General features: G+C 71.5%; 27 protein-coding genes. 18 read left to right on the forward strand and 9 right to left on the reverse strand.

Going from position 1 to position 24,307, the window contains the following annotated elements; translation table 11 throughout:
• Positions 1-34: 34 nt before the first annotated feature.
• The 7 genes from OG381_RS07375 to OG381_RS07405 all read left to right on the forward strand — a co-directional run bounded on the left by OG381_RS07375 (position 35) and on the right by OG381_RS07405 (position 5,665).
• A complete protein-coding gene (locus OG381_RS07375) occupies positions 35-1,363 on the forward strand; it encodes an ABC transporter substrate-binding protein (protein WP_327715302.1) in 1,329 nt (442 codons plus the stop codon).
• Positions 1,360-2,334 (forward strand): carbohydrate ABC transporter permease, encoded by a 975-nt coding sequence (locus OG381_RS07380; RefSeq protein WP_327715303.1) that lies wholly within the window; start codon positions 1,360-1,362, stop codon positions 2,332-2,334. Before OG381_RS07375 ends, OG381_RS07380 begins: the two co-directional genes overlap by 4 nt.
• Positions 2,331-3,236, forward strand: a complete 906-nt coding sequence (locus OG381_RS07385) for a carbohydrate ABC transporter permease (protein ID WP_327715304.1) — start codon at positions 2,331-2,333, stop codon at positions 3,234-3,236. Before OG381_RS07380 ends, OG381_RS07385 begins: the two co-directional genes overlap by 4 nt.
• Positions 3,233-4,264, forward strand: a complete 1,032-nt coding sequence (locus OG381_RS07390; protein ID WP_327715305.1) for a LacI family DNA-binding transcriptional regulator — start codon at positions 3,233-3,235, stop codon at positions 4,262-4,264. The genes OG381_RS07385 and OG381_RS07390 overlap by 4 nt, the downstream gene beginning before the upstream one ends.
• A gap of 282 nt (positions 4,265-4,546) precedes the next feature.
• Positions 4,547-4,882 (forward strand): hypothetical protein, encoded by a 336-nt coding sequence (locus OG381_RS07395; RefSeq protein ID WP_327715306.1) that lies wholly within the window; start codon positions 4,547-4,549, stop codon positions 4,880-4,882.
• Entirely contained in the window at positions 4,879-5,223 is a 345-nt protein-coding gene (locus OG381_RS07400; protein ID WP_171140046.1) for a VOC family protein, read from the forward strand. The genes OG381_RS07395 and OG381_RS07400 overlap by 4 nt, the downstream gene beginning before the upstream one ends.
• 52 nt (positions 5,224-5,275) lie before the next feature.
• Positions 5,276-5,665, forward strand: coding sequence for a MarR family winged helix-turn-helix transcriptional regulator (locus tag OG381_RS07405; RefSeq protein WP_307034415.1), 390 nt, complete (start codon positions 5,276-5,278; stop codon positions 5,663-5,665).
• Positions 5,666-5,696: 31 nt separating this feature from the next.
• On the opposite strand, the gene OG381_RS07410 is transcribed toward OG381_RS07405, so the two are convergent.
• Positions 5,697-6,110 carry a nitroreductase family deazaflavin-dependent oxidoreductase gene (locus OG381_RS07410; protein WP_327715307.1) on the reverse strand — a complete coding sequence of 138 codons (414 nt, stop codon included), beginning with the start codon at positions 6,108-6,110 and terminating at the stop codon, positions 5,697-5,699.
• A gap of 87 nt (positions 6,111-6,197) precedes the next feature.
• On the opposite strand from OG381_RS07410, the gene OG381_RS07415 reads away from it, so the two are divergent.
• The gene (locus tag OG381_RS07415) at positions 6,198-6,839 is read left to right on the forward strand and encodes a TetR/AcrR family transcriptional regulator (protein WP_327715308.1); all 642 of its coding nucleotides are present in this window, start codon (positions 6,198-6,200) and stop codon (positions 6,837-6,839) included.
• Here OG381_RS07415 and OG381_RS07420 read toward each other — a convergent pair.
• A complete protein-coding gene (locus tag OG381_RS07420; RefSeq protein ID WP_327715309.1) occupies positions 6,808-7,659 on the reverse strand; it encodes a LysR family transcriptional regulator in 852 nt (283 codons plus the stop codon). The two genes, OG381_RS07415 and OG381_RS07420, sit on opposite strands and share 32 nt — an antisense overlap.
• A 342-nt stretch (positions 7,660-8,001) precedes the next feature.
• On the opposite strand from OG381_RS07420, the gene OG381_RS07425 reads away from it, so the two are divergent.
• The 10 genes from OG381_RS07425 (at position 8,002) to OG381_RS07470 (ending at position 17,739) form a co-directional block, all read left to right on the forward strand.
• The gene (locus OG381_RS07425) at positions 8,002-8,691 is read left to right on the forward strand and encodes an alpha/beta hydrolase (RefSeq protein WP_327715310.1); all 690 of its coding nucleotides are present in this window, start codon (positions 8,002-8,004) and stop codon (positions 8,689-8,691) included.
• On the forward strand, positions 8,688-9,527 hold the full coding sequence (locus OG381_RS07430; RefSeq protein WP_327715311.1) for a sulfurtransferase: 840 nt from the start codon (positions 8,688-8,690) through the stop codon (positions 9,525-9,527). Before OG381_RS07425 ends, OG381_RS07430 begins: the two co-directional genes overlap by 4 nt.
• Complete coding sequence (locus OG381_RS07435) at positions 9,524-10,378, forward strand: ABC transporter permease (protein WP_327715312.1); 855 nt, start codon at positions 9,524-9,526, stop codon at positions 10,376-10,378. Before OG381_RS07430 ends, OG381_RS07435 begins: the two co-directional genes overlap by 4 nt.
• A gap of 2 nt (positions 10,379-10,380) precedes the next feature.
• Positions 10,381-11,097 (forward strand): ABC transporter ATP-binding protein, encoded by a 717-nt coding sequence (locus tag OG381_RS07440; protein WP_327715313.1) that lies wholly within the window; start codon positions 10,381-10,383, stop codon positions 11,095-11,097.
• Positions 11,094-12,062, forward strand: a complete 969-nt coding sequence (locus tag OG381_RS07445; RefSeq protein ID WP_327715314.1) for an ABC transporter substrate-binding protein — start codon at positions 11,094-11,096, stop codon at positions 12,060-12,062. The genes OG381_RS07440 and OG381_RS07445 overlap by 4 nt, the downstream gene beginning before the upstream one ends.
• 15 nt (positions 12,063-12,077) lie before the next feature.
• Positions 12,078-13,181, forward strand: a complete 1,104-nt coding sequence (locus OG381_RS07450) for an LLM class flavin-dependent oxidoreductase (RefSeq protein ID WP_327715315.1) — start codon at positions 12,078-12,080, stop codon at positions 13,179-13,181.
• A 10-nt stretch (positions 13,182-13,191) separates the two neighbouring features.
• Entirely contained in the window at positions 13,192-14,190 is a 999-nt protein-coding gene (locus OG381_RS07455; RefSeq protein WP_327715316.1) for an ABC transporter substrate-binding protein, read from the forward strand.
• Entirely contained in the window at positions 14,187-15,293 is a 1,107-nt protein-coding gene (locus OG381_RS07460; protein WP_327715317.1) for an acyl-CoA dehydrogenase family protein, read from the forward strand. The genes OG381_RS07455 and OG381_RS07460 overlap by 4 nt, the downstream gene beginning before the upstream one ends.
• Positions 15,290-16,666, forward strand: a complete 1,377-nt coding sequence (locus tag OG381_RS07465) for an FAD-binding oxidoreductase (RefSeq protein WP_327715318.1) — start codon at positions 15,290-15,292, stop codon at positions 16,664-16,666. The genes OG381_RS07460 and OG381_RS07465 overlap by 4 nt, the downstream gene beginning before the upstream one ends.
• 86 nt (positions 16,667-16,752) lie before the next feature.
• On the forward strand, positions 16,753-17,739 hold the full coding sequence (locus tag OG381_RS07470) for an AraC family transcriptional regulator (protein WP_327715319.1): 987 nt from the start codon (positions 16,753-16,755) through the stop codon (positions 17,737-17,739).
• A gap of 166 nt (positions 17,740-17,905) precedes the next feature.
• Here OG381_RS07470 and OG381_RS07475 read toward each other — a convergent pair whose 3' ends face one another.
• The 7 genes from OG381_RS07475 to OG381_RS07505 form a co-directional block, all read right to left on the reverse strand.
• On the reverse strand, positions 17,906-18,313 hold the full coding sequence (locus OG381_RS07475) for an SseB family protein (RefSeq protein ID WP_307034387.1): 408 nt from the start codon (positions 18,311-18,313) through the stop codon (positions 17,906-17,908).
• A gap of 144 nt (positions 18,314-18,457) precedes the next feature.
• On the reverse strand, positions 18,458-19,120 hold the full coding sequence (locus OG381_RS07480; protein WP_327715320.1) for a hypothetical protein: 663 nt from the start codon (positions 19,118-19,120) through the stop codon (positions 18,458-18,460).
• Positions 19,117-19,674: a cysteine hydrolase family protein gene (locus OG381_RS07485; RefSeq protein ID WP_327715321.1), complete on the reverse strand. Its 558-nt coding sequence runs from the start codon at positions 19,672-19,674 to the stop codon at positions 19,117-19,119. The genes OG381_RS07480 and OG381_RS07485 overlap by 4 nt, the downstream gene beginning before the upstream one ends.
• On the reverse strand, positions 19,671-21,158 hold the full coding sequence (locus OG381_RS07490) for a purine-cytosine permease family protein (protein WP_327715322.1): 1,488 nt from the start codon (positions 21,156-21,158) through the stop codon (positions 19,671-19,673). The genes OG381_RS07485 and OG381_RS07490 overlap by 4 nt, the downstream gene beginning before the upstream one ends.
• A 79-nt stretch (positions 21,159-21,237) precedes the next feature.
• Entirely contained in the window at positions 21,238-21,711 is a 474-nt protein-coding gene (locus OG381_RS07495; protein ID WP_327715323.1) for a hypothetical protein, read from the reverse strand.
• A 47-nt stretch (positions 21,712-21,758) separates the two neighbouring features.
• Positions 21,759-22,211, reverse strand: a complete 453-nt coding sequence (locus OG381_RS07500) for a (2Fe-2S)-binding protein (protein ID WP_327715324.1) — start codon at positions 22,209-22,211, stop codon at positions 21,759-21,761.
• Between the two features lie 10 nt (positions 22,212-22,221).
• Entirely contained in the window at positions 22,222-24,279 is a 2,058-nt protein-coding gene (locus OG381_RS07505; protein ID WP_327722410.1) for a xanthine dehydrogenase family protein molybdopterin-binding subunit, read from the reverse strand.
• Positions 24,280-24,307 lie beyond the last annotated feature (28 nt).

Below are 24,307 nucleotides of genomic sequence, written 5' to 3' on the forward strand. Positions count from 1 at the left end.
CAGCAGGCGGGGACCCAGGTCAGGGGAGAGATCCGTGCCCATCACAACGCGCAGCGGGCTCAGTCGCATCGCAGCATCCACCGTCGCCGTCGCCCTCGGCGCCACCGCACTCACCGCCTGTGGCTCGTCCGACGGTGACAGCGAGGCCGACTCCGGTCCGGTCTCGCTCACGTACTGGACCTGGACGCCGGGCATGGACAAGGTCGTCGACCTCTGGAACAAGGGCCAGGGCAAGAAGGACCAGATCACGGTCACGGTGAAGAAGCAGGCGTCCGGCGACACGCTGATCACCAAGATCCTCACCGCCCACAAGGCCGGCAAGGCTCCCGACCTGGTCCAGGCCGAGTACCAGGCGCTGCCGACCCTGGTCAGCAATGACGCGCTCGCGGACATATCGAAGAACGTGGGCGACGCGAAGAGCAAGTTCGCCGACGGTGTCTGGCAGCAGACCACACTGGGCACGGACGCCGTCTACGCGGTCCCGCAGGACATCGGCCCGATGATGTTCTACTACCGCCAGGACCTCTTCAAGAAGTACGGCCTGACCGTCCCGACCACCTGGGACGAGTTCGCCGAGACGGCCCGCGCGCTGAAGAAGAAGTCCTCGGACACCGACCTCACCACGTTCTCCGCCAACGACTCCGGCCTCTTCGCGGGCCTGGCCCAGCAGGCCGGCGCCCAGTGGTGGACCACCGAGGGCGACAAGTGGAAGGTCGGCATCAACGACACGGCCACCAAGAAGGTCGCCGACTTCTGGGGCGGTCTCGTCAAGGAGGGCGCCATCGACAACCAGCCGATGTACACCCCGGCCTGGAACAAGGCGCTCAACACCGGCAAGCAGATCGCCTGGGTCTCCGCCGTGTGGGCGCCCGGCACCCTGACCACCGCCGCGCCCGACACCAAGGGCAAGTGGGCCATGGCCCCGCTCCCCCAGTGGACCGCGGGTGACAACAAGACCGGCAGCTGGGGCGGCTCCTCCACCGCCGTCACCACGGACTCCAAGCACCAGGAGGCCGCCGCGAAGTTCGCCGCCTGGCTGAACACCGACGACGCCGCCCTGCAGGCCCTGGCCAAGGAGAGCGGCATCTACCCGGCCGCCACGAACGCCCAGACCAGCGGCGCCTTCACCACCCCGCCGGACTACTTCTCCAACCAGTCGGACTTCTACGCCAAGGCCTCCGAGATCGCCAAGACCACGGCTCCCTCGGCCTGGGGCCCGAACGTGAACGTCGCCTACACGACCTTCAAGGACGCGTTCGGCGCCGCCGCCAAGAACAAGTCGGACTTCACCGCCGCCCTGGACAAGATGCAGGACGACACCGTCGCCGACCTCAAGAAGCAGGGCTTCGGGGTCTCCGAGTGACGAGCGCACGCCGGAAGTCGTACGGGGTCAAGGGGGCCCCGTACGCCCACCCGTCTCCCACCACCACCCTCAAACGAGCGCGAAGCGCCCCCTATTTTTTCCTCATCCCCGCCACGGTCCTCTTCGCGCTGTTCTTCGCGCTGCCCATCGGGTACGCGGTGTGGCTCAGCTTCCGCAAGGTGCACGTCTCCGGACTCGGCCTGGGCAAGGGCGCCCGCTCGGAGGTCTGGGCCGGCCTGGAGAACTACACGGACGCCCTCACCGACAGCGAGCTGCTGGACGGCGCGCTGCGCGTCCTCGGCTACGGCTGCATCGTCGTCCCGGTGATGCTCGGCCTCGCCCTGCTGTTCGCGCTGATGCTCGACTCCGACAAGGTGCGGTTCACCCCCTTCACCCGGCTCGCGATCTTCCTGCCGTACGCCATCCCCGGCGTCGTGGCGGCGCTGCTGTGGGGCTTCCTGTACCTGCCGGACGTCAGCCCCTTCTATTACGTGCTGGAGAAGCTGGGCCTGCCGCAGCCGGACCTGCTGGACGGCGGTCCGCTGTATCTCGCCCTGTCCAACATCGCGGTGTGGGGCGGCACCGGCTTCAACATGATCGTCATCTACACTTCCCTGCGATCCATCCCGGCCGAGGTGTACGAGGCGGCGAGGCTGGACGGCGCCACCCCGACGCAGATCGCGCTGCGGATCAAGATCCCGATGGTGGCGCCCTCGCTGGTGCTGACCTTCTTCTTCTCGATCATCGCCACGCTCCAGGTGTTCAACGAGCCGACCACGCTGAAGCCGCTCACCAACTCCGTGTCCACGACCTGGAGTCCGCTGATGAAGGTGTACCGGGACGCGTTCGGCACAGGTGACATCTACGCGGCGGCCGCCCAGGCCGTGATCATCGCGCTCGCCACGCTGCTGCTGTCCTTCGGGTTCCTGCGGGCCGCGAACCGTCGTCAGAAGCAGGAGGCAGCACGATGAGTTCTCTTGCCGTCCGCAAGACCGAACCGGCCGCGGGTACCACGCCGGGCGCGGCCCAGGGGCCGCCGCTGCGCCGCCGGATCTCGCTCGTCCCCACGGTGACGCTGCTGATCGGCGCCCTCTACACGCTCCTGCCGGTGGCGTGGGTGGTGATCGCGTCCACCAAGTCCGGCACAGAACTGTTCTCCACGTTCACGTTCCTGCCGGGCTCGGGATTCCTCGACAACATCAAGGACCTGAGCGCCTACCGCGACGGCGTCTACTGGGAGTGGATGGCCAACTCCGCCTTCTACGCAGTCCTGGGCGCCCTCCTGTCGACGGTCGTGTCCGCGTTCAGCGGCTACGCGCTCGCGACCTACCGCTTCCGCGGCCGCGAGACGATGTTCAACGTCCTGCTCGCGGGCGTGCTGATGCCCCCGATCATCCTCGCCGTCCCGCAGTACCTGCTGATGGCCCAGGCCGACCTCACCGACTCGTACCTCTCGGTGCTGCTCCCGCAGGTCCTGTCGCCGTACGGCGTCTACCTCGCGCGCATCTACGCCGCCGCCGCGGTCCCCGCCGACGTGGTCGAGGCCGGGCGGATGGACGGCGCGAGCGAGTGGCGGATCTTCACCCGGGTCGCGCTGCCGATGATGATCCCCGGCATGGTGACGGTCTTCCTCTTCCAATTCGTGGCGATCTGGAACAACTTCCTGCTGCCTTACATCATGCTGAGCGACGACGAGAAGTTCCCGATCACCCTCGGTCTGTACACACTGCTGGAGCAGGGCGCCAACACCCCGGCCCTGTACACGCTGGTGATCACCGGCGCATTCCTCGCGATCATCCCGCTCGTCGCGCTCTTCCTGGTCATCCAGGGGTTCTGGAGCCTCGATCTGCTCTCCGGAGCCGTAAAGTCATGACCATGAGCAATACGGGGGGTCGGCGCAGACCGCCGACGATCCACGACGTGGCCCGCGAGGCCGGAGTCTCACGAGGGACCGTCTCGCGCGTCCTCAACGGCGGACACTACGTCAGCCCGGCCGCCCAGGAGGCGGTCAACGCCGCGATCAAGAAGACGGGTTACGTCGTCAACCGGCACGCCCGTTCACTGATCACCGGGCGTTCGGACTCGATCGGGTTCCTGCTGACCGAGCCGCAGGAGCGGTTCTTCGAGGACCCCAACTTCAACGTCCTGCTGCGGGGCTGCACACAGGCGCTGGCCGCGCACGACATCCCCCTGCTGCTGATGCTGGCCGGCACCGAGGACGAACGGCGGCGCATAACGCGCTACATCACGGCCGGTCACGTCGACGGGGTGCTGCTGGTCTCCAGCCACTCCGGGGACCCGGTCGCCGAGCAGCTGCGCGAGGCGGGCGTGCCGCTGGTCGCGTGCGGCAAGCCGATCGGCCTGGGTTCCAAGGTGAGTTACGTGGCCGCGGACGACCGGGACGGCGCCCGGGACATGGTGCGCCATCTGCTGTCGCTGGGCCGCCGCCGGATCGGTGTGGTGACCGGTCCGCTGGACACGCCGGGCGGTGTCGAGCGGCTCGCGGGCTACAAGGAGGTACTCGCCGACACCGGCGTCGAGTTCGACGACCGGCTCGTGGTGTCCGGCGACTACAGCCGGAGCAGCGGTGAGGCGGGCGCCGAGCGGCTGCTCGCACAGGTTCCCGACCTGGACGCGGTGTTCGTCGCGTCCGACCTGATGGCGCAGGGTGTGCTGTCCGTAATGGAGCGGGCGGGGCGGCGCGTGCCGCAGGACGTCGCGGTCGGCGGCTTCGACGACTCGCCCGCCGCGGTGGCCGCCCGGCCCGAGCTCACCACCATCCGGCAGCCCTGGGACCGCATCAGCGCCGAGATGGTCCGGGTGCTGCTGGCCCAGATCGGCGGCGAGGACCCGGCCGCGGTCATACTGCCCACCGAGTTGGTCAAGCGCGACTCGACCTGACGGGCGCCGCCGCCACGAACATCGGTACGGCGACGCGATCCTCCTCCACGCGGGCGCGCTGCTCGGCTCTCCAGCCGACGGCGCGCCCTTCGTCTGTGACGCCGCCGAGGTCCATGAGCAGCGGGACCGCCTGCGGCCCGGTGAGCACGACGGCGCGGATCTTTTACGTCCTCGAAGCCCGCCTCGAGCGGCAGATTGCGGTGAGCGCGCACGGCGCGCGGCCCGGTCGGCGCGGGGTGCGTGGACCTCGGGCCTCGGCCAACAGCCGCTGCGGTTCGGCGTGTGAGTTCGCGGGGCGGCCCGCATCCGGTCGTCAGGGTCGACGCGGACGGACTCGACGCGGACGGACTCGACGCGAGGCCCGGTCACTCGGCGACGGCAGTCGCCCGGCGCTTCTGTCTGGAGCCGCATGTGCCGCGCGTGCGGGTCGCCTTCGTCCTGTGCGGCAAGGAGGCGGGGCTGTCGCTGCGGGCGAACTGTCCGCACGGGGATCTGCTCCCGTGCCGGCCTTCCGGCGCGGCCTCGCGGCAGGCGGTCAGGATCGGAGAAGCCGTCTCGCGCTCCCCGTCCTACGGTGAAACCACCGACGAAGGAACCCACGGAGGAGCATCCCGATGACCGCAGGACTGAACACCATCATCTACCCCGTCAAGGACATCGCCCGGGCGAAGGCCCTGTTCAGCGCGCTGCTGGAGACCGAGCCCTACGCCGACGAGCCCTACTACGTCGGCTTCAAGGACGCCGGCCAGGACGTGGGCCTCGACCCGAACGGTCACTCCCGGGGCATGACCGGCCCGGTCCCCTACTGGCACGTCACCGACATCCGGGCCCGGCTCGCCGCGCTGCTCGACGCGGGCGCCGAACTGCTCCAGGACGTCACGGACGTCGGCGGCGGCAAGCTGATCGCCTCCGTGAAGGACGCGGACGGCAACCTGGTCGGGATCACCCAGGACAGCTGAGCGCTCACGCCCGCCGGCCGGATGTCGATGCAGGCGCATTAACATGCGGTGTATGGCAGTGAACGCGGCCGGCTCCCGGCTCGAGGAACAGTGGCGGGACATCCTGGGGACGCACGCGCGCACGATGTGCGAGATCGACCGGGTGCTGCACCCGCACGGACTGGGCGCGAGCGACTTCGAGGTGCTCGACATCCTCGCGGCCGAGGCGCCCGCCGAGGGCGACCTGTGCCGGGTGCAGAACCTGGTCGGCCGGGTCCATCTCAGCCAGAGCGCGCTGTCCCGGCTCATCGGCCGGCTGGAGAAGGACGGCCTGGTGGAGCGTTCCGTGTGCCTGGAGGACCGGCGCGGGGTGTGGGTGACGCTGACCCGCAAGGGCCGCGATCTGCACGCCGAGGTGCTGCCGCTGCAGCGGGACGCGCTGGAGCGGATGCTGGGCGGCTGACACCCCTCGGCCGCGGCCTCAGTCGCGGGCCTCAGTCGCGGGCCCGGATACGGAAGACGGGATGGTCGGCGGGGTCGGGGAGCGCGGTGAGCACGCCGGAGACCGTCGGCATCCCGCCGTACTTTTTCCGATAGGCCGCCATCAGCGCCGGACGCTCGGACTCGGGCACCTCCTGCGTCGTGATCTCCTCGGCACGGCCGCGCACGGTCAGCCGGCAGTCGGGCGCCGCCCGCAGATTGAGGGCCCAGTCGCTGAGGCCGCGGTAGGAGACGAGGTACCGCTCCCCCTCGTGCTCCAGTACCGCCACGGGCACCGTGTGCCACTGTCCGCTCCGGCGCCCGCGCACGGAGAGCCGGGACACGACGGACCTGCCGAAGATCGGCGCCAGCCGGTTGCCGATGTTCCGTTGCATCCAGGGCGGCTTGAGGTAGGTGCGGGATGTCATGGATGACCCCCTGGTCATGGCCTGTCGGACGATCGCAGAATGCTAGGGTAGCTCTAATATTAGGGTCACCCTAAACAGGAGGGGCCGTTGAGCCTGCGGGCCCAGAAGAAGCGGCAGATGCGGGACCGGATCGCCGAGACCGCCTGGGGGCTGTTCACGGAGCGGGGCTTCGACCGGGTCACGGTCGCCGAGGTCGCCCGTGCCGCGCAGGTCTCCGAGGCCACGGTCTTCAACTACTTCCCGACCAAGGAGGACCTCTTCTCCTCCCGCTTCGAGTCCTTCGGGGAGCGGCTCGTCGAGGCCGTCCGCACCCGCCCGCCCGGTGACTCCGCCCTCGCCGCCTTCCGGAAGCGGCTGCTGGACTCCGGGGGACTGCTGGCACGGGTCGCGGCCGGGGACGCCGACGCGCTCGACCAGCTCCGCACCGTCAACGAGCTGATCGCGGACAGTACGGCGCTTCGCTCCCGCGAGCAGCGCGCCCTCGCCACCTGCGCCGACGCACTGGCCGAGACGCTGGGCGGCGACATCTCGGCCCGGGTGGTGGCCGATGCGCTGTTCGGCGTCCACCGCGCCCTGATCGAGCATGTGCGGGAGCGGGTCCTGGCCGACGACGACCCCGCCTCCCTCGCCGCCGACGTACGCGGGCTCGCCGCCCAGGCGTTCTCGCTGCTGGAGGGCGGGATGCGGGACTACGGCATCACGGGCGCAGCAGATCCCGTACGGCGCTGAAGGCGGCCTCCACGGTCGCCGGGTCCGCGCCCGGGCGGGCCAGGGCGCTCATGGGGATCGGGGGGACGGGCGGCAGGCCGTTGTACGGGGTCAGGCCGTCGGGAGCGGGGCCGACCGCGGCGAGGAGGGCGACGCCCTGGCCGGTGCGGGCGATGTCGAGGACGCCCGCGAGATAGCCGGCGTCGCCGACGACCGAGGCGGGCACCCCGTGCTCGGCGAGGGTCCCGATGGCCCGGCGCCTGATCGCGCACGGATCCTCGATGGCGACCAGGGGGACGGGAGCGGGAGCGGTGGGCGGCTCCCAGCCGGGGACCGCGTGCCAGGTGAGCGGGAGTCCGCCGACGGAGACGCCCTCGGTGGCGGCCGCCTCGGTGACGTACACCGCCACGTCGACGGTCCCCCGCTCCACGGCCTCGACGAGCCGGGCGGAGCGGTCGATGCGGAAGCGGACCCGGCAGCCGGGGCGCACCGCCTGGACGGCGGCGGTCAGCCGGGGCAGGAACTGGTCGGCGGCGTGCTCGGTGGAGCCCACGGTGACGGTGTCGCCGTCCGAGCCGAGCAGGGTGCGTACGGCCTCGTCGTGGACGGCGAGGACGCGGCGCGCCTGTTCCAGGAGCAGCCGGCCCTCGGTCGTGAACCGGGTGCCGCGCCCTTCCCGCTCGACGACCGGGCGGCCCAGTGTCTTCTCCAGCTTGCGGACGTGCTGGCTGACCGCGGACTGGCTGAGCGAGAGCGCCTGCGCGGCACGGTGGAACCCGCCGCAGTCGGCGACCGCGGTCAGACTGCGCAGGGCCACGATGTCGAGGACGGGTCGGGACATGCGGTGACAGTATCCGCTCACCGCGATCGATCGCGATCCCTGATCGGTTTCGATGCGGAATCATCGTTGGACGTGTTCGGTCCCCGGCGGTCATGATGGGCGCATGTTGCACGCGACCGCTACTGCTGCCCTTCTGACGCAGCGCCGAGTCATCGACTTCGGCGTGGCGTGCAGCGCGCGTTGTCGCTGACCTCTGCCGCTCATCGCCCCGGAGCACCCGCGCCTGCTCTCTGACGCTGCGCGCTTTTCTTCCGGCTGACACGTGACAGCCGCTCCGGCCTGTTCTTTCCTCTGCCTTTTCCCCTGGCATCTCCGCTGCCCCGAAACGGGAGCTATTCCCTCATGTCCTCTTCCTTCTCCTGGGACGAACCCGAAGGTCTCGCCGCGCGCGGCACGCTGATCGTGCTGTCCGGGCGGGGCGAGCACGGTGGTGTGTACGAGCGGTTCGGCCGCCGACTCGCCTTCGACGCCTACCGGGTCCGCGCACTCGGCGACCCCGCCGCCGATCCGTCCGTGCTCGACGAGGCGGCCAAGCTGCTCGCCGACGAGTCGCTGCCGGGCCCGAAGGTGGTGGTCGGTTCGGACACCGGCGGCCACTACGCCGTCCAGCTCGCCGCGGACGCCGACGCGCTGATCCTCGTGGGCCTGCCCACCTCCCCCTGGACGTCCGGGAGTTGGGAGGAGGAGGTCGAGGCCCGCACCGCCTGCCCCACCCACCAGGGCCGCCTCGCCGCCGACCCGGACTTCCGACGCGGGGCACTCGCCGAGAACCCTCGACTGCCCGCCCCGCGCCTCGACCGGGTGACCGTCCCGGTCCTGGCCCTGCACGGCACCGACGACACGGTGAGCCCGCTGGAGACGGCACGGGAGGCCTACGCCGGCTCGGGCGTGCGGCTGGTGACCTTCCACGGCGGCCGCCACGACGTCCTCAACGACGCGCTGCACCGCACGGCCGCCGCCACCGTCGTGCTCTTCCTCGAGCGGCTGCGCCTGTCCCCCGCGCTGCCCGTGATCGCGGAGGGACCGGCATGAGCGTCACGACCACGGTCAGCGAACTGCGCGACCTGCTGGACTCCGATCACCCTCCGGTCGTCCTCGACGTCCGCTGGGCCCTGGGCGATCCGCACGGCCGCGACCACTACGCCCAGGGGCACATCCCCGGTGCGGTCTACGTCGACCTGGACCGCGAGTTGGCCGCGCCGCCGAGCCCGGAGGGCGGACGGCATCCGCTGCCGCCGATCGACGCCCTCCAGGCCGCCGCCCGCAGGTGGGGCATCCGATCGGACCGACCGGTCGTCGTCCACGACGACTCGGGCAACACCGCCGCGGCACGGGCCTGGTGGCTGCTGCGGCACGCGGGAGTCTCCCGGGTGACGCTGCTCGACGGGGCACTGGGCGCGTGGCGGGCGGCCGGGCTGCCGCTGGAGTCCGGGACTCCCGCCGCCCCTGAGCCCGGGGACGTCCTCCTGGAGCCGGGCGGACTACCGGTCACCGACGCGGACGGAGCCGCCGAACTCGCCGCCGCCGGACTGCTGTTGGACGCCCGCGCCGCCGAGCGCTACCGAGGCGAGGTGGAGCCCGTCGACCCCCGGGCGGGGCACATCCCGGGTGCGGTGTCCGCGCCGACCGGCGAGAACCTCGCGGCGGACGGCACGTTCCTTCCCGCCGACGAGCTGCGCAAGCGGTTCGAGGAGAAGGGCGCGGGATCGGCCGCGCGGATCGGCGTGTACTGCGGCTCCGGTGTCACGGCAGCCCATCAGATCGCCGCGCTGGAGATCGCCGGTTTCGAGGCCGCTCTCTTCCCCGGCTCCTGGTCCGCGTGGTCCGCGGATCCGTCCCGCCCTGCCGTGAAGGGGGGCCGGCCGTGACGGCTTCACTGGACACGGTGGCCCCGGCCGCACAGGCACCCACCCGTGTCACCATCCGCGGCACCGCCAAGACGCGCCGCCGCTTCTCCGTCCCGCGTTCGGCCCGCCGGGCCGCCGGCCCCGTGGGACTCGTGCTCCTGTGGTTCCTGACCTCGGCCACCGGTCTCCTCCCGGAATCCGTGCTGGCCTCCCCCGTCGACGTGATCAAGCAGGCGGTCGAGCTCACCCGTAACGGTGAACTCCCCAGCGCCGTCGCCGCGTCGGGCCGCCGCGCCGCCATCGGCTTCCTGATCGGCGCGAGCGTGGCGCTCACCCTGTCCCTGCTGGCCGGCCTGTTCCGGCTCGGCGAGGACGTCATCGACTCCTCGATGGGCATGTTCCGGGCGATCCCCTGGGTGGGCCTGATCCCCCTGTTCATCGTCTGGTTCGGCATCGAGGAGACCCCGAAGATCGCGCTGGTCGCCCTCGGTGTGACGTACCCGCTGTACTTCAACATCTACGGCGGCATCCGCTCCACCGACTCCCAACTCGTCGAGGCCGCACGGATGATGGGGCTCGGCCGGCTCGGGCTGATCAAGTACGTGATCCTGCCCAGCGCACTGCCCGGGGCACTCGTGGGACTCCGGTACGCGCTGTCCACCGCGTGGCTCGCGCTGGTCTTCGCCGAGCAGATCAACGCGGACGCGGGGCTCGGCTATCTGATGAGCAACGCCCAGCAGTACTTCCGCACGGACGTCATCGTGCTCTGCCTCGTCGTGTACGCGCTGCTCGGCCTGGCCTGCGACTTCGCGGTACGGATCCTGTCGCGCCGGCTGCTGACCTGGCGGGCCAACTTCGAGGGCGAGGCCTAGAGATGCCCAACAGCGTGGAGATACGGGGCCTTTCGCGGGCCTTCGACGGCAACACCGTCCTGCACGAGCTCGATCTCGACATCCGCGAGGGCGAGTTCGTGGCCCTCCTCGGGCACAGCGGCTGCGGCAAGTCGACGCTGCTGCGGATCCTCGCCGGGCTCGACGACGAGATCGGCGGCGAGGTGACCGTGCCCGCCCGGCGCAGTGCCGCGTTCCAGTCGCCGCGGCTGCTGCCGTGGCTGAAGGTGTGGCGCAACGTGGTCCTCGGACTGCCCGGCCGTCCCGACAAGGCACGGGCACGCAAGGCGCTCGACGAGGTAGGCATCGCGGACCGGGCCGACGTCTGGCCCAAGACGCTCTCCGGCGGCCAGGCCCAGCGCGTCTCGCTCGCCCGCGCCCTGGTGCGCGAGCCCGAACTCCTGCTCCTGGACGAGCCGTTCGGCGCCCTCGACGCCCTGACGCGGGGCAAGGTGCAGCAACTCGTCGCCGAACTCTGGCGGCGGCACGGCTGCGCGATCCTCCTGGTCACCCATGACGTGGAGGAGGCGCTGCTGCTCGCCGACCGGGTCCTGGTGATGGACGAGGGCCGTATCGCCCACGAGCTCACCGTCGACCTGCCCCGCCCCCGTGATCTGACCGCCCCCGAGTTCGTGAACCTGCGCGCCCGCCTCCTGAACTGGCTCGGCGTGACCCACACCCTGGAAGGAATCCCCTCGTGATCCGCAGAATCGCAGCCGCCGCACTCAGCATGACCTCCCTGCTGGCGCTGACCGCCTGCGGCGCGGACTCCGAGGCGCAGGCCTCGTCCTCGGGGCAGGTCACGCTCACCATCGGCGACCAGGCCAAGACCCTCCAGACGATCGTCGCCGCGTCGGACGCCCTGAAGGGCGCCAAGTACAAGGTGAAGTGGGCCGAGTTCGAGGGCGCCGCCCCGCTGTACCAGGCCGTCCAGGCGGGCGCCGCGGACACCGGCTACTCCGCCGACCTGCCCGCGCTCCAGGCACTCAGCGGCGGGGTGAAGGTCAAGAACGTCGCCGCGCTCAAGAACGACGGCACCCACGTCGGCATCGTCGTCCGCAAGGACTCCGGCATCGACAGTGTGAAGGACCTCAAGGGCCAGAAGGTCGTGGTCTCCTCGGCCAAGGGCAGTGTCTCGGAGTATCTGCTGGCCAACGTGCTGAAGCAGAACGGGCTCAGCTACCGGGACGTCAAGGTCCAGTACCTCCTGCCGACGGACGCGCAGGCCGCGTTCGCCTCCGGCAAGGTCAAGGCCTGGGCGATCTTCGGGGTCTACCAGGCCGTCGCCCTGGAGCAGGGCGGCAAGCTCCTCGTGGACGGCGGGGACGGCCGGGTGAGCGGTATCGGCTTCGTCAACGCCTCCGAGGAGACCCTCGCCGACGCCAGTAAGAAGGCCGCGCTCGCCGACTTCCTCAAGCGCCTCGGCAAGGGCCTGAAGTGGACCAGCACCCACCAGGACGCCTACGCCAAGGCCATCGAGGAGCGCAACGGCGCCGACGCGTCGGTGGCGAAGACGCTCGCCTCGGCCGCGTACAGCCAGGTGCTGCCGATCACCCCGGACATCGACACGACCGTCCAGGGCGTGGCCGACCTCATGAACGGCATCGGAGTGCTGGACCCGAACGTCGACGTCGCGAAGTCGTCCGACACGTCCCTTCTCAAGTAGTCACGGGAGTCATTCATGCCTGTCGAGTTCATCAGCGCCGTCCACACCGACGCCGGGGCGTCCGGTCCCGCCGCGTCCAGTCGGACCGGCCTCGACACCGACCATCTGCGCAGGTACGCCCGCGCGTTGGACGACGGCGGCTTCGACCACACCCTGGTCGCCTACCACTCGGCCTCGCCGGACGCCTTCCAGATCGCCCAGTTCGTCGCCACGCACACCGAGCGCATCCGCCCGATCCTGGCGCACCGGCCGGGTGTCGTCTTCCCCACCCACGCGTCCCGCGCGCTGGCGACCCTCGACCGGATCAGCAACGGCCGGCTCACGGTGCACATCATCTCCGGCGGCAGCGACGAGGAGCAGCGCCGTGAGGGCGACTACCTCAACAAGGCGGAACGGTACGAGCGTTCGGACGAATACATCCAGATCCTGCGGAAGGTGTGGCAGGCCGACGGGCCCGTCTCGCACGAGGGCACGTACTTCAGGTTCGAGGGCTACTACTCGGATGTGAAGCCGGTGAACGGGCTCGTGCCGATCTCCGTCGGCGGCTCCTCGCAGGACGCGTACCGGGTCGGCGGTCAGCAGGGCGACATCTTCGGTCTGTGGGGCGAGCCGTTGAAGGAGACCGCCGAGCAGATCGCCGCCGTGAACGCGGTCGCCGATGCCGCCGGACGCCCCCGCCCCCGCATCTGGGTGTCGTTCCGGCCGATCATCGCGCCCACCGAGGAACTGGCCTGGGAGAAGGCGCACCGCACCCTGGGCGTCCTCAAGGACCAGGCGCGGAACACCGAGTTGCTCCGTCATTACCGCACCAGCGGCCGCCCGGCCAACGTCGGCTCCCAGCGGCTGCTCGACATCGCCGAGCGCGGCGAGGTCCACGACCGCTGCCTGTGGACCGCGCCCGCCGTCGCCACCAACGCCGCCGGCGCCTCGACCGCGCTGGTCGGCACCCCGGAGACGGTCGCGAAGGCGCTGCTCGACTACGTCGACATCGGCTGCGACCTGCTGTCGGTCCGCGGCTACGACCCGCTCAACGACGCCGTCGACTACGCCCGCCATGTCCTGCCGCTGGTCCGCCAGGAGCTCGCCCACCGCGCCACGACCACCACCCACGCCGCCTGATGGAGAGCCCGTGTTGTTCCGCCGTACCCTGCGCTCGTCCGCCGCCCTGCTCGCCCTCCTGCTCCCGTTCGCCGCGGCCTGCGGAGGCGACGCCGAGGCCGACTCACCCGCCGACGTCACCCTCAGAGTCGGTTCCACCGGCTGGAAGACCGAGGAGGCCGTACTCAAGTACGCCGGCCTCGACGACACCCCCTACCACGTGAAGTGGAGCCTCTTCCAGGGCGGTGACCAACAGCTCCAGGCGATCCGCGCCGGAGCCCTCGACCTCGCCTCCTCCAGCGAGATCCCCCCGGTCTTCGCCGCCGCCGACGGCACCCCCAACTTCAAGGTCGTCGCCGTGCAGCGCGGCGCCACCCTCAACCAGGAGGTCGTCGTCCCCAAGGGTTCGAAGGTGACCGGCATCGCCGGCCTCAAGGGCAAGAAGGTCGGCTACGTCCAGAACACCACCGCCCACTACTTCCTGTACGAGCTGCTGAAGCAGGCGGGCCTGAAGTGGTCCGACATCGACGCCAAGCCCCTGCTCCCCAACGACGGGCTGGCCGCCCTCAACGGCGGCGGCATCGACGCCTTCGCCTCCTACGGCACCTCGGTCATCACCGCCCACCAGCAGGGCGCCACGACCGTCGGCTCGGGCAAGGACATCCTGTCGGGCAACTTCCTCTGGTCGGCCCGCGACAGCGTCCTGAAGAACCCGCAGGAGAAGGCGGCGGCCGCCGATCTGATCGCCCGGATCACCAAGGCGTACGCCTACGTCCGTGACGGGCACCTGGACGGTTTCGCCGAGGTCACCGCCGACGCCACCCACCAGCCGCTCGCCCAGGCGAAAAAGGACCTCGCCGCCGCGCAGGCCCAGCGCCCGACCGAGGCCCGGACCGTCGGCGACGACGCCATCGCCTCGCAGCAGCAGGTGGCCGACGTGTTCACCGAACTCGGAGCGCTGAAGTCGAAGCTGGACGTCAAGTCGTTCTGGAGCACCGCTCTGAACGCCGAACTGAAGAAGGCCCTGTGACCGACCGTATCGCCGAACTCGCCGCCGGGTACGACCGGTCGGGGGCCTTTCCGACCGAGTCCCTGCGGCTCGCGCACGAGGCCGGGCTGCTCACCGCCACCATCGGGGAGCGCTACGGCGGCCGGGGCGCGGGCGTGCGGGAGACCGCGACGATCCTGCACCGGCTCGGGCAGAGCGATCCCTCCGTCGCCCTGATCGCGGCGATGACGCTCACCAACCACGCCCGCCAGGCCGTCCAGCCGCACTGGCCGGAGGAGCTGTACGCGCGCGTGGTCAAGGAGTCGTTCGCACGTCCCGTTCTCGTCAACCACGCGCGCGTGGAGCCCGAGCTGGGCTCCCCCGCGCGGGGCGGACTGCCCGCCACCCGGGCCCGGCGCACCACCGACGGCTGGGCGGTCAGCGGCACCAAGCGGTTCGTGACCGGCGCGGAGGGGCTGGACTGGTTCCTGGTCTGGGCGACGACCGACGAACCCGAGCCGCGCGTGGGCACGTTCCTGGTGCCCGGCGGATCGCCCGGCATCGAGATCGCCGGGAACTGGGACCCGTTGGGGCTGCGGGCCAGCGGCAGTCACGACGTGACGTTCCACGAGGTGGAGATCCCGTACGAGCATGTGATCGGGCTCGGTCCGCACGGCCGGGCCGCCGAGCAGGACAACCGGGCCGGCGCGGCGCTCCATCTCCCGCTGGCCGCGCTCTACTTGGGTGTCGCCCGGGCCGCGCAGGCGTTCTTCCACACGTTCGCCCACACGCGCGTGCCCGCCAACCTCGGTCATCCGGTGGCCCGTACGGAACGCTTCCGGCGGACCGCCGGGGAGATCGAGGTGCTGCTGGCCGCCGCCGAGCAGCTGGTGTTCGACGGTGCCGCCAAGCTCGACGCCGGCGACACGTCGTACACCCCGGAACAGGCCCTCGGCGCGCGCGTGCTGGCCGACCGGCACGGGGTACGGGCTGTCGAGCTGGCGGTGCGGCTGCTCGGGAACCCGGGGCTGGCCCGCGGCAACCCCCTGGAGCGGCACTTCCGCGACATCCAGTGCGCCCCGGTGCACGCGCCCCAGGCGGACATCTCCCTGCTCGCCATCGGAACGAAAGCACTCGACCTGTGACCGCAGCCCCGGAGACCACCGTCTCCGCCCAGCTCCTCGGCCTGCTCGCCCGCGATCTGCCGCCCGACCGGCTCACCACCGACCCGGCCGTGCTCGCCGCGCACGCCACCGACCGCTCCGGTGCGCGGCCGCACGGTGAGCCGCTCGCCGTCGTGCACGCCCGGCGGACGCAGGACGTGACCGTCACGCTCCGGCACGCGCACGCCCTGCGGGTGCCGGTGGTGCCGCGCGGCGCGGGCACCGGCCTGTCGGGCGGGGCGACGGCGGGCGAGGGCTCCCTGGTCCTGGACCTGTCCGGGATGAACCGCATCCTGGAGCTCTCGGCGGACGACCAGCTCGCCGTCGTCGAACCCGGCGTGATCACCGCCGAGCTGGACCGGGCGGCCGGTGCGCACGGACTGCGGTACGCACCCGATCCGGCGAGCGCGGCCCTGTCCACCCTCGGCGGCAACATCGCGACCAACGCGGGCGGACTGCGGTGCGCCAAGTACGGGGTGACCCGCGACAGCGTGCTCGGCCTGGAGGCGGTGCTGGCCGACGGGACGGTGGTGCGCACCGGCCGCCGTACGGTCAAGGGCGTCACCGGCTACGACCTGACCGCGCTGCTCACCGGCTCGGAGGGCACCCTCGCGGTCATCACCTCGGCCACCCTGCGGCTGCGGCCCGTTCCGGTGGCCACCGCCACGCTCGCCGCGTACTTCGCCTCCTTCGAGGCGGCCGCCGAGGCGTCGTACGCCATCGGCCGGGCCGGAGTCGAGCCGGCACTCGCCGAGCTGGTCGACGGGCCTGTGCTGGAGGCCGTCGATCCGGCGCTGCGGGATCGTGGGGCGGCGCTGCTGGTGGTGCAGTGCGACGGCGCGGGTGCCGCGGCCGAGGCGGCGACGGTCGCGCGGCTGCTCGCGCCGCTGGCCGTCACCGTCGAGACGACCGAGGACCCCGCCGAGGCCGAGGTGCTGCTGGCGGCCCGGCGCGGGGCCCTTCCGGCGCTGGAGCGGCTGGGCAGGCCGCTGATCGAGGACATCGCGGTCCCGCGCTCCCGGCTGGCCGAGGCCGTGCGGGAGATCCGGGCGATCTCCGCGCGCCATGACGTGCCGGTGTTCACCATCGCGCACGCGGCGGACGGCAATCTGCATCCGATCATCGTCGTGGACCCGTCCCTGGACCGGCTTCCGGAGGCGGCCTGGGAGGCGGCGGGTGAGATCTTCGCGCTGGCGCTGCGGCTCGGCGGGACGCTGACCGGCGAGCACGGGGTGGGAACACTGAAGCGGCAGTGGGTGGCCGACGAGTTGGGCCCCGCCGCGCACGCACTCCAGCGGCGGCTGAAGGAGGCGTTCGATCCTCGCGGAATTCTCAATCCTGGGAAGAGCCTGTGAGGAACCGGAAGAGACCGGTGCATGACCCCTCCCGCGCATGGCCATGCTGAAAGCGAGCACCCCGTGCAGGAGGGAGAGACCTCGCCGTGGCCGTTCAGCGGGACCGGACCGCAGAATTCAGCAGCTACGCGACACGATCCCTGGAGGCGACGCATGACGCGCTCGCGGCTCACTACTACGACATGCGCCTGAGCCTCGTGGGGCCCGCCGAGGACCTGTCGACCCGCCTGAGCGTGCTCGAACTCGGATCGCTCACCGTGGGCGAGGTCAGTTTCGGCACCGAGATACGCACCGGCTTCGCCGCGTCGGGCGCCTACCACGTGGCCGTGCCGCTGAGCGGCTGTTTCAGCGTCCAGCAGGGGCGCGGGGACGTCGTGTTCGCGACGACGGACAACGCCGTCTTCTTCGATCCCGCCCAGTACGTCCGTATCGACGCCTGGTCGCCCCAGTGCCGGGTCCTCGCCGTGAAGCTGGACAAGCGGGCCCTGCACCAGGCTCTGGAGAGCCTGCTCGACCGGCCGCTGTCCCGCCCGCCGGTCTTCGGACCGTCCGTCGACGTGCTGCGCGGGCCCGGCCGCAGTTGGGCGCAGCTCGCCATGTGGACTCTGCTGGAGAACGACACCTCGCTCGGGCTGCTGCGCCGCCCGCTCATCCGCGGCCGCATCGAGCAGACCCTGCTCGAAGCGCTGCTGCTGGCGACCGACCACAGCTTCCGCCGGGAACTGGAGGCCCCCGCGCCCCCCATGCGGCCCGCCGCGGTCAAGCGGGTCATGGACGTCATCCAGGAGCGGCCCGCCGAGACGTACGACGCCGCCCGGCTGGCCCGGATCGCCCAGGTGAGCCTGCGGACCCTGCAGGAGGCGTTCCGCAGCCACGTCGGCATGTCGCCGATGGCGTACGTGTACGACGTCCGCCTGCAGCGGGCGCACGACCAGCTGCGGGTCTCGGCGCCGGGGTCGACGACCGTGTCCGCGGTGGCGCACCGGTGGGGGTTCGTCCATCTGGGCCGGTTCGCGCGGCGCTACCGCGAGCGGTTCGGCGAGGCACCCTCGCACACGTTGCGCGGCGCGTGACGCCGTCCGCCCCGATCCGCCGCGTTTTGCGGACAGTCGCCGCGTATCGCGGAGCGACGGGGCGGCTGTGCGGTCCTATCGTCGGGGCACGTCGATCGTGGGCGTCAGGGGGAGGAACGGAGTCGGCGCCGCTCCTCCCCTCAGCGCCTGTACGAGCCCGCCCGAGTCAGCCGTAGGACCGGCCCAGCAGCGTCCGCACCCCCTCCGAGGTGAGGGTGAGCGGGTGCTCGGAGGCGGCGTCGATGGTGAGCGTCAGCTCGTCCGTCGGCCACTCCGAGGCAAGCGCGCCCAGCGGCACCAGCCGGTAGCGCGAGACGTAGGGCAGCAGCCCGGCGAGTTCGGACTCCGACGTGAACACGGGCACCACCGGCGCTCCGCCGGGCTGCTCGATCACGGGAAGCGCCACCGCCGTGGGATCGGCGGCGTCCTCGTCGCTGGCGTCGTCGGGCACGGGGACGAGGACATCGCTGCTCGCGAGCCTGTCCAGCGCCACCGTGTCCTCGGTGTTCTCGGCGAGCGCGTCCAGCGCCCGCCGGGCCGGTGTGGTGGAGTTGTCGTTCGCGGGTGTCTGCATGGCGAATCCCCTGGTAGCGGCAGTCTTGCGGTCGGCCCGGGGGCGTACTCGGCCCCTGGGGCGGCCCTGCTCGCGTACCCGATCCGGACGCGGGCATTCCCTTCGCAACCGACCCGGCGGAGGTCCAGTAGGTGGCGGCGGGGATCAGGAGGGCTGGAGTCGGCGTCCCTCGGGAGTGAAGGTGAAGCTGTCGCGGAACGGTCCGTCGCCGAAGCGCACGGCCCACAGCACCGGCTCCGGATACGCCCGGCGGCCCCCCATGGGGGCGTCCTCGTCCGTGCTTCCGTTCCAGAGGTGGAAGAAGACGATCGGCCGGCCGGGGTCCTCGCTGACGTAGCCGAGCGTCTTGCCGTAGCGCGGGTCGTCGTCGCCGAGCAGCACCGAGGGCGCACCGAACTCGGCGAGGACATCCGACCGCATCCGGTCGTCCCCGGCCCACTGGCGGGCCCTGTCCAGAAGGGCCTGGTGCGTGCGGGCGTCGAGGACCCGGTCCGTCTCGAGCCAGCCACGACGGTGGGCGAACTCCGCGTGCACCGAGGCCATGCCCGACGAGTCGTCACCCCGGATCAGTTCGCGATACGCGCCCCTGACCCCGATGGCGGTCCACGCACCTGTCTCCCGCAGCCGTTCCGAAGCCTCGCCCCAGAGGTCGGGCCGCCCTTCCGTGAACAGCAGGTGCCCGTACAGCAGCACCAGCCCCAACTCTCCCCCGTGCCCCTCGGGATACCGCAGGGCGCGGTTCAACTGCCCCACCAGATACGCGTGGATCTCATCGGCGGTCACGGCCGGCCCGGGAGCGGCAGTCATCCCCGTCCCACCACCCCTTCGAGGAGTTCCGCGACCGTGGTCACCCGGATCAGGGGCCGGTACAGGTCCATCACGTACAGCGCCTTGGTGTGCGAGTCGTCGTCGGCGCCCGCGCACGCGTCGGCGACGACCACGACCTCCGTTCCGGCATCGGCGGCGGCGAGTGCCGTGGACAGCACACAGCAGTCGGTGCTGACACCGGCGAGGACCAGACGGCCCTCCGGACCCACGAGGGAGGCGAGTTCGGGGGTCCATTTGCCGAAGGTCGGGGCGTCCAGAACGTGGTGCGCCCGGTCGGCGAACTCGTCCGTCAGCCGCCACAGCGCGGCGTCCGGGGGTCGCAGGGCGAAGGGCCACCGCTCGTAATAGGCGCGCCAGGCGCCGGTGGGTCCGTGCGGGGCCAGGAAGCGGGTGAAGGTGACGCGGTCCTCGAAGGCCGGCAGCAGACGTCGTACGCCTTCCGCGGCCTGCGCGAATCGCGGCGTGGCCCAGGGGCTGTCCGGGTCGGCGAAGACGTGCTGCATGTCGATGACGGTGAGACGGCCGGTTGTCATACGGCGGGAACCTCCGGGCTCGGCTCCCGCGCCTCCTGCTCCCTGACGTGGCCGCGGCGCAGGGCGAGGGTGCCGAGGAAGCCGAGTGCGAGAGCCACGAGGACGCCGAGGTTGGCGTAGGCCCAGGAACCGGACTTGCCGCCGAGGCCGAGCGGGTCGAGGAGGTAGCCCTGCCACTCCAGCCAGCTCGCGGCCGAGTTGGTGACCAGGCCCCAGCCGAGCGCGGTGGCGGCGAGGGTGAGGAGCAGCGGGGTGAGGGCGAGGTCGCCGTAGCGGCCGTGCGGGCGGTAGAGGTCGCCCTCGTCGTAGTCGCAGCGCCGCAGCAGCAGGTCGGCGAGCATGATGCCGCACCAGGCGGCGATCGGGACGCCGAGGGTGGTGAGGAAGCCCATGAACTGGCCGAGGAAGTCGTCGGCGAAGAAGACGATGTAGACGGCGCCCGCGATCATGAGGACGCCGTCGACGAGTGCGGCCAGATAGCGGGGGATCCTGACGCCCGCCGACAGCAGGGCGAGTCCGGAGGAGTAGATGTCGAGGACCGCGCCGCCGACCAGGCCGAGTACGGCGACGACGGCGAACGGGACGAGGAACCAGGTGGGCAGGATGGTGGTCAGCGCGCCGATGGGATCGGCGGCGACGGCCTCGTTGAGGGTGCTGGAGGACCCGGCGAGCAGCAGCCCGAAGACCAGCAGCAGGAGCGGGGCCACGGAGGCGCCGAATGTGGTCCAGCCGATCACACCGCGGCTCGACGAGGTGCGGGGCAGATAGCGGGAGTAGTCGGCGGCGGCGTTGACCCAGCCGAGGCCGAAGCCGGTCATCATGAAGACGAGCGCGCCGATGAACTCCTGTGCGGAGCCCGCCGGTACGGCGCTGACGGTGCTCCAGTGGATGTGGTCCGCGACCAGGGCGATGTAGACGATCGTGAGCACGCCCGTGATCACGGTGATCGCGGTCTGGAGCCGCATGATCAGGTCGAAGCCCATCACTCCGCCGACGACGGTGAGCCCGGCGACCACGATCAGCGCGACCACCTGTGTCCCGGTGCCACCGCCCCAGCCGAGCCGGCCGAAGACGGTCGCGGTGGCCATGGTGGCGAGGGCGCACAGCACGGTCTCCCAGCCGACGGTGAGCACCCAGGAGATCACCGAGGGGAGTCGGTTGCCGCGCACCCCGTAGGCGGCCCGGCTGAGGACCATCGTCGGTGCCGAGCCGCGTTTGCCGGCGACGGCGACGAAGCCGCACAGCAGGAAGGAGAAGACGATGCCGATGACCCCGGCGACCAGCGCCTGCCAGAAGGAGATGCCGAAGCCGAGCACGAAGGCGCCGTAACTCAGCCCCAGTACGGAGACGTTGGCGCCGAACCAGGGCCAGAACAGGGTCCGCGGGGTGCCCTTGCGTTCGGCGTCGCCGATCACGTCGAGGCCGTGTGTCTCCACCTGGAGCTGTGCGGCTCTGTTGTCGAGGGAGTCCTGGGCGTCCGTCATCGTCGTCCTCCCTGTCCGTACATGTCGGGGTGACGCTAAGTGGGTGGCACCGGGGCGTCAAGCACCCCGGTGCCCCGCGTCACCTCGCCCAGAAGGGCAGCGGCGGGCAGGTGTTGGCGCAGGTGTAGCCGCCGGGCATCAGCAGGCCCGCGTCGTCCTCGTTGTTCTCGCCGCCCGCGAACCAGACCTCGGGCACCCAGCCCCAGCGGCCGCTGTCCGCCAGGGTGCTGCCCCACCAGTGGTTCTCGGCGGCTCCGTCGCGGAAGGTGTCGCCGCGCATCTCGGTGACGAACCAGTTGGCGGCGCCGCCCTGTTCGAGGTGGCCGACGACGGCGGCGCCGGGCGAACGGCTCGCGTACACCGGCACATGGCCGCGGGTGAGGTTGCAGAACCTGACCTGTGTGCGGGGCCAGAGGCGGCCGCTCAGGGGGTCGGTCAGGTCCCTGGTGGTGGGGCTGTGGCAGGGGACGTTGTCGGTGGCGTGGGCGGCGGGGGCGACGAGGCCCGCGAGTCCGGCGAACACCAGGGCGGCCGTGGTGAGTCCGCGCTTCATGTGGATCATGCAACCGGAACGACCGCGTCCTGGTGTTGGTCACGAGGTCAGGCGTCGGCCGCCTTCTTGATCGCCTCACGGATGCGGGAGTACGTGCCGCAGCGGCAGACGTTCTCGATGCGGTCGATGTCGGCGTCGGTGGGCTGGGACGTCTTCTTCAGCAGAGCGGCGGCGGCCATGATCTGGCCGGGCTGGCAGAAGCCGCACTGGGAGACGTCGCACTCCAGCCAGGCCTGCTGGACGGGGTGCAGGGTGTCGCCGTCCGCGAGGCCCTCGATGGTGGTGACGTGCCGCTGCGCGCAGTCCGCGACGGGCACGACACAGGGCTGTATCTCCTCGCCGTCGAGGTGGCTGGTGCAGGCGCGGCAGACACCGACGCCACATCCGTACTTGGGGCCGGTGACGTGCAGCAGGTCGCGCAGTACCCACAGCAGGGGCATGTCGGCGGGGGCCTCGACGGTGACGGGCTCGCCGTTGAGGACGAAGGAGTGGGACGGCATCTGCACCTTCTCAGAAGTCGATCGGGAAGCGTCGGGGCTTGGTACCGGTCGCGCGGGCGTACGCGTTCGCGACGGCGCCGGCCGCCGCCGGGACGCCGAGTTCGCCCGCGCCGCCCGGCTCTCCGCCGGTGGGCAGGATGTGCGCCTCGAAGTGGAGCGGGGCGTGCCGCTGGCGGGCGTAGCGGAAGTCGGCGTAGCTGTCCTCGCGGACGGCGCCCTTGTCGATGTGGAGGCCGGCCCGCAGGACCGTGGAGATGCCGTCGATCGCCGTGCCCATGAGCTGGGCCTCCAGGCCGCGCGGGTTGACGGCCGTGCCGACATCGGCGGCCATGACCACCTTGGTCACCCGGGGGTTCTCGGGATCGGCGGCGTCGATCTCGACCAGGCAGGCCACACAGGAGCCGTACTCCTCGTGGACGGCCACCCCCTGGGCCTGCCCTTCGGGCATGGCGCGGCCCCAGTGTCCGGCGGTCGCGGCCTTGTCGAGCACGGCCTTGACGGCCTTGCTCCTGAGTGTCGTACGACGGAAGGCGACGGGGTCCTTGGCCAGGGCCCGGGCGATCTCGTCGACGACGATCTCCTCGGCGGTCCGCACGGTCCCGGAGTCGACGGAACGCCAGGCGCCGAGGGGTATCGCGGCCAGCTCGACCGAGCCCGAATCCCCGGACAGCTTGCCGAAGTTGTAGAGGCCGCTGTCGCTGGGCAGCGGGGCGGCCGCGCGGAAGGAAGCGGTGGTGATCCCGCTGTACGACTCGCTCACCGAGGCCGTCGCGTGGGCGAAGGCGACGACTCGGCCCTGAGCGTGGCTGGCCCGGATCCGGTGCTGGGAGGCCGGGCGCATCCGGCCGTGCCGGATGTCGTCGGCGCGGCTCCACATCAGCTTCACGGGGCGGCCCGCCGCCTTGGAGATGAGGGCCGCCTCGATCGCCGCGTCGTGGTTCAGCCGGCGTCCGAACGAGCCCCCGCCCCGCACCACATGGACCTTGACGGCGGATGCGGGCAGCCCGACCGCCTGGGCGATGCTGTCGCGCGCGTCCATGGGTGACTGGGAGGAGAACCAGATCTCGGCGCGGTGGGCCCGTACGTCGGCGACGGCGGTCAGCACCTCCATCGGGGCGTGGCCGACGAACGCGAACTCGAACCGGGCCTCGATCTGCGTCGATCCGCGCGGCGGACGGCCGAGCGCGGGGACGGCGGCCTTGAGGCGGGTGCGGATCTGGGCGTCGGACACCCCCGCGAGCGGCCCCGCCTTCCAGGTGATCTTCAGGGCATCCCGGGCCGTGAAGGCGTGGTGGAAGGAGTCCGCGACGACGGCGACTCCCCCGGCGACTCTGACGATGTCGAGGACTCCGGGCAGGGCACGGGCCGCGCGGTCGTCGACCGAGGCGATCTTCCCGCCGAGGGTGGGCGGCCGGGCCACCACGGTCGGCTTGGCCCCGGCGGCCGTCAGATCCCCGGTGTACTTCGCCCGGCCGGTGACGATGTCCCGTGCGTCGATCCGCGTGGTCGGCTTCCCGATCACGCGGTGCCGGGACGCCGGTTTGGGCTTGGTGGACACGCGCGGCCGGCGTATCCGTGCGGCGGTCTCGGTCAGCGATCCGAAGGTGGCCTCGCGTCCGTCCGGGGCGACGACCATGGTGTCCCGGGTCCGCAGCACCCGCGCGGGCAGGCGCCAGCGCTGGGCGGCCGCGGTGATCAGGCGGGCGCGTGCCGTGGCGGCGAGGTTGCGGGCGGGGTCGTAGAGCGAACTCACCGAGCTGGAGCCGCCGGTGAACTGGTTGCCCCGGCTGCGGGCGTCCGCGAGCGGGATGTCGACGTCGACGAGGCGGGCGTCCAGCTCCTCGGCGATCATCATGGCGACCGCGGTGGTGACACCCTGGCCGACCTCGACGCGCGGCAGCCGAACGACGACCCTGTTCTCCCGGGTGACCTCCAGGACGAGCATCTCGTCGTCGGTGCCGGTCACGACGGTGTCCGAGCGCGGGCGCGTGGCTCCTTCCGCCTGCGAGGCGTCACAGCCGAGGGGGGCGGCGACGGTGAGGGTGGACGCGGCGAGTGTGTAGACCATGAATCTGCGGCGGGACAGCTCTGCCAAC

Origin of the sequence: Streptomyces sp. NBC_00490 (assembly GCF_036013645.1) — a bacterium.
Taxonomy (GTDB): domain Bacteria; phylum Actinomycetota; class Actinomycetes; order Streptomycetales; family Streptomycetaceae; genus Streptomyces; species Streptomyces canus_F.

Excerpts from the sequence above, each read along its gene's own strand:
- OG381_RS07385 (WP_327715304.1), top strand. The coding sequence starts at position 2,331 with ATGAGTTCTCTTGCCGTCCGCAAGACCGAACCGGCCGCGGGTACCACG.
- OG381_RS07390 (WP_327715305.1), top strand. The coding sequence starts at position 3,233 with ATGACCATGAGCAATACGGGGGGTCGGCGCAGACCGCCGACGATCCAC.
- OG381_RS07400 (WP_171140046.1), top strand. The coding sequence starts at position 4,879 with ATGACCGCAGGACTGAACACCATCATCTACCCCGTCAAGGACATCGCC.
- OG381_RS07405 (WP_307034415.1), top strand. The coding sequence starts at position 5,276 with ATGGCAGTGAACGCGGCCGGCTCCCGGCTCGAGGAACAGTGGCGGGAC.
- OG381_RS07410 (WP_327715307.1), bottom strand. The coding sequence starts at position 6,110 with ATGACATCCCGCACCTACCTCAAGCCGCCCTGGATGCAACGGAACATC.
- OG381_RS07420 (WP_327715309.1), bottom strand. The coding sequence starts at position 7,659 with ATGTCCCGACCCGTCCTCGACATCGTGGCCCTGCGCAGTCTGACCGCG.
- OG381_RS07425 (WP_327715310.1), top strand. The coding sequence starts at position 8,002 with ATGTCCTCTTCCTTCTCCTGGGACGAACCCGAAGGTCTCGCCGCGCGC.
- OG381_RS07430 (WP_327715311.1), top strand. The coding sequence starts at position 8,688 with ATGAGCGTCACGACCACGGTCAGCGAACTGCGCGACCTGCTGGACTCC.
- OG381_RS07440 (WP_327715313.1), top strand. The coding sequence starts at position 10,381 with ATGCCCAACAGCGTGGAGATACGGGGCCTTTCGCGGGCCTTCGACGGC.
- OG381_RS07450 (WP_327715315.1), top strand. The coding sequence starts at position 12,078 with ATGCCTGTCGAGTTCATCAGCGCCGTCCACACCGACGCCGGGGCGTCC.
- OG381_RS07475 (WP_307034387.1), bottom strand. The coding sequence starts at position 18,313 with ATGCAGACACCCGCGAACGACAACTCCACCACACCGGCCCGGCGGGCG.
- OG381_RS07480 (WP_327715320.1), bottom strand. The coding sequence starts at position 19,120 with ATGACTGCCGCTCCCGGGCCGGCCGTGACCGCCGATGAGATCCACGCG.
- OG381_RS07485 (WP_327715321.1), bottom strand. The coding sequence starts at position 19,674 with ATGACAACCGGCCGTCTCACCGTCATCGACATGCAGCACGTCTTCGCC.
- OG381_RS07490 (WP_327715322.1), bottom strand. The coding sequence starts at position 21,158 with ATGACGGACGCCCAGGACTCCCTCGACAACAGAGCCGCACAGCTCCAG.
- OG381_RS07495 (WP_327715323.1), bottom strand. The coding sequence starts at position 21,711 with ATGAAGCGCGGACTCACCACGGCCGCCCTGGTGTTCGCCGGACTCGCG.
- OG381_RS07500 (WP_327715324.1), bottom strand. The coding sequence starts at position 22,211 with ATGCCGTCCCACTCCTTCGTCCTCAACGGCGAGCCCGTCACCGTCGAG.
- OG381_RS07505 (WP_327722410.1), bottom strand. The coding sequence starts at position 24,279 with ATGGTCTACACACTCGCCGCGTCCACCCTCACCGTCGCCGCCCCCCTC.